Source organism: Streptomyces torulosus (assembly GCF_001419765.1).
GTDB lineage: Bacteria > Actinomycetota > Actinomycetes > Streptomycetales > Streptomycetaceae > Streptomyces > Streptomyces torulosus.
In genome coordinates this window covers 1-2,073 of sequence record NZ_LIRK01001005.1, presented here as the reverse complement: position 1 = coordinate 2,073, position 2,073 = coordinate 1, and the positions used below count along the sequence as shown (strand labels likewise).

General features: G+C 73.9%; 1 protein-coding gene. It reads right to left on the bottom strand.

Annotated features, from left to right (window positions below; genetic code table 11):
* The coding region (locus AOK23_RS43575) for a type I polyketide synthase (protein ID WP_240496857.1) at positions 1–1,987 on the bottom strand (1,987 nt) is incomplete at its 3' end.
* Between the last annotated feature and the right edge of the window lie 86 nt (positions 1,988–2,073).

Here is a 2,073-nt window from a genome sequence, read left to right as displayed (position 1 = left end):
CGAGGTCCTTGAACGGCCGGTGGGCGGCGACCTCCGCCGCGTCCGTGTGGCCGAGTACGGCGGCGGCGCGGGAACGCACCAACTCCAGTAGGGCGGTGCGCCGTTCGCCGTCGGTGAGGTCCGCGAGCCGGCGGATCAGCGCGGAGGCGTTGGTGTCGGCGTCCGCCGTGTCTGTGCTGCCCTCGGCGGTGTCCGCATCGCCCTTGAGGGCGCGGGCGGCTTCCGGGATGTCCTCGATCAGGGGGCGGTGGCGGGCGCCCGCGTAGACGGGGGTGAAGCGGGACCAGTCGGTGTCGGTGACGGTGAGGCAGCTCTCGCCGTGTTCGACCGCCTCCCTCATGACGGACAGCGCGAGTGCGGGGTCCATGAGGGCGAGGCCCATGCGGGCGAGGGACTCCTCGTCGAGGTCTGCCGCCATTCCTTCGGAGCGCCAGGTGCCCCATGCGAGGGAGGTGGCGGGCAGTCCCCGGGCGCGGCGGGACTGGGCGAGTCCGTCGAGGTAGGCGTTGGCGGCGGCGTAGGCGCCCTGGGAACCGCCGCCCCAGGAGGCCGCGCCCGAGGAGAACAGGACGAAGGCGTCGAGGTCGAGGTGGGCGGTGAGTTCGTCGAGGTGGCGGGCGCCCGTCGCCTTGCCGTCGACGACCTCGTGGATCTCCTCGGGGGTCAGATGCCGCACCTTGGTGTAGCGCACGATGCCGGCGGCGTGGACGACGGCGGTCAGCGGAGTCTCTTGCGGTATGTCCGCGAGGACGGCGGCGACGGCCTCCCGGTCGGCCATGTCGCAGGCCGCCAGGGTCACTTCGGCGCCCAGGGAACGCAGTTCGTCGGCCAGCGCCTCGGCTCCCGGCGCCGCGGCACCGCGACGGCTGGTCAGCACGAGATGCTCCGCGCCCTCCCCGGCCAGCCAGCGGGCGACGCGGGCGCCGACACCGCCGGTGCCGCCGGTGACGAGGACCGTGCCCCGCGGCTTCCACGGCCGGGCGGGGGCGCGCCCGGCGAGCGGTGCCCGTACCAGGCGCCGGGCGAACACCTCGCCTCCGCGTACGGCCAACTGGTCCTCGGTGTCGGCCGCGCCGGCGAGGACGGCTGTGAGCAACTCGCCCGTACGGTCGTCCCATACGGCAGGCAGGTCGACGAGCCCGCCCCACCAGCCGGGTTCCTCCAGGCCGACGACCTGACCGAGGCCCCACAGCTGCGCGGCGTCGGGCCGTACGGCGTCACCGGAGCCGACGGCCACCGCGTCCGCCGTCACCCACCACAGCGGCGCCTGCGAACCGGCGGCACGCAGGTCCTGCACCAGCGAGACGGCGTCCGTGACCGAGTCCGGCAGGGCCACCACGCCCGCGAAGTCACCAGCCACGGCATGGTCGGCGACTTCCACTTCCGCGCCCGCAGCCCGGAGCGCCTCCGCCACCCGGGCGCCGACGGCGTCGCCCGGGTCCACCAGCAGCCAACGGCCGGTCAGGGTTGGTTCCCCGGTCAGCGGACGGCGTCGCCAGGTGACCCGGTAGCGCCAGTCGTCGACCACACGGCCGCGACCGGCGCCCACACGGGTGTCGGGCCAGTAGCGGCGGTGCTGGAAGGCGTACGTCGGCAGCTCCACCCGCCGCGCACCCGTCCCCTCGAACACCGCCCGCCAGTCGACGACCACGCCGTGCACATGGGCCTCCGCCATCGCGGACACCCACGCCGCCGCCTCGTCCCGGTCCCGCCGCAACACGGCGACCGCCGCCACCTCCGGCTCCGTCTCCTGAATCACGGAGATCAACGAGCCGTCCGGGCCCACCTCCAGAACCGTCCCTATGCCTTGGGCGCGTGCGGCACGCACCCCATCGGCGAACCGGACCGTCTCCCGCACATGACCGACCCAGTACTCCGGCGTGCACAACTCCTCCCCCGCGATCTCACCCGTCACGTTCGACACGACCGGGATCGACGGCTCGCGGAACTCCACCCCCGCCAGCACCTCAGCGAACTCGTCGAGCATCGGCTCCATCAACACCGAGTGGAACGCATGACTGACCGCCAGCCGCTTCACCCGCCGACCCCCGACAGCGAACCCGTCCACGACCT